This is a genomic window from Acinetobacter johnsonii, assembly GCF_048551975.1.
Taxonomy (GTDB): domain Bacteria; phylum Pseudomonadota; class Gammaproteobacteria; order Pseudomonadales; family Moraxellaceae; genus Acinetobacter; species Acinetobacter johnsonii_A.
In genome coordinates this window covers 1-4005 of sequence record NZ_JBIMCF010000055.1, presented here as the reverse complement: position 1 = coordinate 4005, position 4005 = coordinate 1, and the positions used below count along the sequence as shown (strand labels likewise).

The 4005-nt window shown below is 32.8% G+C and carries 5 protein-coding genes; 1 reads left to right on the top strand and 4 read right to left on the bottom strand.

Annotated elements, in window-relative coordinates; all coding sequences use genetic code 11:
- Positions 1-214 precede the first annotated feature (214 nt).
- Positions 215-436, bottom strand: coding sequence for a helix-turn-helix domain-containing protein (locus ACG9ZB_RS16485; RefSeq protein WP_004762874.1), 222 nt, complete (start codon positions 434-436; stop codon positions 215-217).
- A gap of 195 nt (positions 437-631) precedes the next feature.
- Here ACG9ZB_RS16485 and ACG9ZB_RS16480 point away from each other — a divergent pair, with 195 nt between their 5' ends.
- Entirely contained in the window at positions 632-883 is a 252-nt protein-coding gene (locus ACG9ZB_RS16480) for a hypothetical protein (protein ID WP_004762875.1), read from the top strand.
- 196 nt (positions 884-1079) lie between these two features.
- Here ACG9ZB_RS16480 and ACG9ZB_RS16475 read toward each other — a convergent pair whose 3' ends face one another.
- From ACG9ZB_RS16475 to ACG9ZB_RS16465, 3 genes are all read right to left on the bottom strand, one after another.
- Positions 1080-1289, bottom strand: coding sequence for an antitoxin HicB (locus ACG9ZB_RS16475; protein ID WP_419283921.1), 210 nt, complete (start codon positions 1287-1289; stop codon positions 1080-1082).
- A 27-nt stretch (positions 1290-1316) separates the two neighbouring features.
- Entirely contained in the window at positions 1317-2516 is a 1200-nt protein-coding gene (locus ACG9ZB_RS16470; RefSeq protein WP_419326784.1) for a tyrosine-type recombinase/integrase, read from the bottom strand.
- A 929-nt stretch (positions 2517-3445) separates the two neighbouring features.
- Positions 3446-3766 (bottom strand): hypothetical protein, encoded by a 321-nt coding sequence (locus ACG9ZB_RS16465; RefSeq protein WP_419263948.1) that lies wholly within the window; start codon positions 3764-3766, stop codon positions 3446-3448.
- Positions 3767-4005 lie beyond the last annotated feature (239 nt).

The window sequence follows — 4005 nt, the reverse complement described above, 5'->3', positions numbered from 1 at the left end:
TTTCCAATTGCGAGTTGAAAAAGTCTAATGATTCTATGAATACACCTAACTTTTTCAACTAACTACAAATGTGTTGCACTTGGGATTTGAATCTGCGCTTCTATCATTCGTTTGATTCTTTTATATAAATAATAAAGTAGATCTCTGTTTTCGATGAAATTTTATAAAATTCATTATTAGACCTGTAGAAAAAACTTATCAAAAGAAGTATTGGTTAATCTTTTTCTTCAACTTCGTCCTTAAACTCAAACAAATCATTCATCGTACAGTTAAAGTATTTACATAACTTATCAGCGACTGGCAATTCGATACGTATAGCACGGTCATAATACATACTTGTCAGCGTATTACGATTGATGCCTGTCGCATGTACCACATCACTTAATTTTAAAATTCTTCGATCGCCCATGAGGCTGGATAACTTACAAGTAATCATATATCAATTCATTTACAAAAAAATAACCTACTAAAAGTTATTTTAAGTTGTTGACTGAGTAATACTCTGCTAAAATTAACCTACAGCACACTATTACAACTTATAGAAAGCATAATTTGTCTATTTCAACTAAATTATAACTTTTTAAATATAAGGATTGAAGCTGCATTAGATTATTTTGTGGAGATGACCGCCATGTTGCCAAATGAGTTATGGATCAGCCAGCAAGCTCGTGACTTGGGAAATCAACTAATTAAAGAAATGAACATCGATAGGGGTTATGGAATGGCTAATTTTCTTGGAGTCAATTCTTGCTATGATAATCATCAGGCTGTACTTATTTGGACATTTCAACTGCTTGAAAGGGAACCTAACTTAAATGAATTAGCAGAAATTAAAAAATATTTTCTTTTAATCTTTCCAGATAGTGTTTATCAATTAGCCTAAGTTGTTTTTAAAAATTATTTTTTTATATAAAAACACTAAATCAAAGAAAACTTTCTTTAAAATACCTATTAATTCAAATTCATACGATTTACAGAATATATGAAGCATAAATTCTTGTTCATGCCCACACTTAGATCTGCAGCTTCGAGGGCTAGTTTTTGTTGAACCACTGAGAACAAGGACATTAAACAGCCTACTATATTTTTCCAAAGAGTGGTGTAGGAACTTTTTCATTATTGCTAATCATATCAGCAACGAGCTCCTCTATTGCTGAGAATGCTTTAGACTGATCCGCATCATGCCAAGACAATGATGGAAACTCAGCACACAATCCAACATACCCATTATCTTCTGCTGACCATTTAACACGGTAAGTATATTGTTTACTATCCATTTGACATCCCATCATGTTTTATGTTTAAAAGTACGATTTTCACTTACTAGTACTTAAATAATCACCCCACCACTGCATCATTTCAGTCCGTTGAGCTAAATAGTCAGCGTGATTATAGCTGGCACGGGTACGGTTCTTATCAATATGTGAAAGTTGTGCCTCAATCCAATTATCTTGGAACAAACCTGAGTCATTCAAAATGGTACTAAAAGTTGAACGTAATCCATGAGAAGATAGTTGATGTTTGCCATACCCCATCTTACGTATGGCCATATTTAGAGTATTAAAATGAATCGGTTGATTGTGTTTGCGAGGGCTAGCAAAAAGGTATTTTTCACCGTATGACCACTGCATGACGTCTTTCAAAATCTCTAAAGCCTGATTTGAAAGTGGAACTAAAAAATCTGGAATCTCATGGCCTAATATGACTTTTCGTCGAAACTGTTTAATATGCAAGGCAGGTATTTTCCATATTTTTTCATTTAAATCAAAATGATGAGGCTCAGACAATAACAATTCAGCCCCTCGCACTCCAGTATATAATTTAAACATCAGTGCTTTTTTAATAATCGGATGGGCATCCAATTTTTTTAATTTATACTTAAAATCAGATATATCCTCCGCTTTCAAATACGGATAATTCTTCTTGATTTTACTGTTAATGGCGATTTTATTTAAACCATGCGCGATGTTGAATTCACAATAACCCATCGCTACAGCGTAGTCATAAATTTGGTTCAAATAACTACAAGCTTTCTTGACAGGTTCTTTTACTTGGCGTCCCTCTATTTTTTTGATTACTGAAACCAGGTCATAACGCTTGATGTTTTGAAAAGGTAAATCCTGAAGGTCTGGATAAATATCTTGCTGTAAGCATCTTTCTGCTAACTGTAGTACACCACAGCGGGGTAGATCGTTGAAAGCATTCTTCAGTTTGAACTGTAACCACTCCTCCCCGACCTTACCAAAGGTGATGACATTAGAGGCAGTATCATGTTCAAAACAGAAATTATTGTCTTTAAAGTCATCTCTGACTTGTCGTGCCTTTTTCAGTGATAAATCAGGATAAAGACCTAACTGAATGCGTCGACGTTTTTTAGTTTGTGGATCTGTATAGCGATAGCACCAAGATTTTCTTCCACTCGGTTCAATCTTCAGGCTAAGCCCATCTTCATCGGATAAAAAACAGGTTTTTTCCTTGCAATGAGCTTGGCGAACTTTAATTTCAGTAAGACTCATGGAATTTAAATGAAACCTAATAATGGGTTGATTGTATCAATTATATCAAAATAGAAAGCTTTATATATGATGCGTATGATACGCATCATATTAAATTGTAAGTTATTATTTTATATATTTATTATCGAGACTACTCGATATTTAGTAACCAGTTTGAGTACCACCTTTACTTTAAGTTCCCAACACCCCTTTTTCTTTAGTCAGTTTTAAATAAGCCTTATTCAGTCCATTGTAAAAAATTTAGGATGGCCTTTCTTGATGTTTCCCTTTAGCTAAACTAGTTTATTATCTTCAATAGAATTCAAATAAACAGTTAATTCTGAAATTAGCCGTAAAGAGCAGGAACTTTCTAGATATCAAATCAAGGTTGCCGAGCTTCAAAAAAAGAAAACAGCAATTCATACCAAGCCGCTTAAAGAAAATCAGAACTTATCAAAAGTAGAAGAACTTGAAAGAAAAAAATTGGAGGCTCTAGTTAAGAAGTAGCAAAAAGAAGAAATTGAACATCAGAAAAAGTTAAAACGGGAAATCGATGCAATTAAGGTATCAACACAACACATCACTCATGTTACTGTCTTTTTACATTAATGTCTTAAACTGGCAAAATGTAAAATCAACAACTTACATCAAATCTAATTGAATAAATCCACATTACAGTTCTAAACTCAATGGATTTTTCAGTTTAGAAAAATAGAGGTTTTTTACAATATAGTTGTAAACCTAGCCTTTCCAAATTGGTAAAACTTCTTCAAAGGAAACTAGATAGATGGTTTGGAAGATGAACTCGTTTCATTATGGTTGGTATTTTCACCGTTACCCAATCTTTTTGTTTCTGTAACTGCTTGAGATTTTATAAAAATTACAATACCTAAAACAATAATACCAACCACAAGAACTATTAATAGAATTTTATTCTTTTTCATAAGATTTTATAAAAACTGCCCAAATTTAAAATTGCAAACTTTTGCAGATGTGTATTGAGAAACAGCTCGCCCATTATCTAGGGTTTCATAGTGTGTACCGGATACATTCCAAAATCTTTTATCACTTTTAGGATCAACAAACCCTGCTCTAACACGATACCCACTTGGGTTACTTGAATTATCTGTTCGTTGGTTGCCATTAGTAGCTTTTTGATCTGTTTTTGCATATAGATTTTTATGTACACCTGTTAAAGCATCATAAGAAATAGATTCGTTATACCAACCATATCCAAAACTTGGAATATATGCTTCTGTAAAATTTGACATTTTTTTTAATCTCTCTTTGTTTACAACTATATTGTTAAAGTTTAGGACTTTAATGTCCAGTTTACGTTTGTGTTGTCAAATCACATCTATGAATCACACATGCTGAAAAGTCTTTGAGTTTTAATTAATAAATAAGAGTATCCATGTCTACCCTCAACTTTACTTATTTTCAGATAGCAACCAATCGAGAGCACTCATTTTTATAATACCATTATAATTCGCTTCAGTCCCTATCGTGT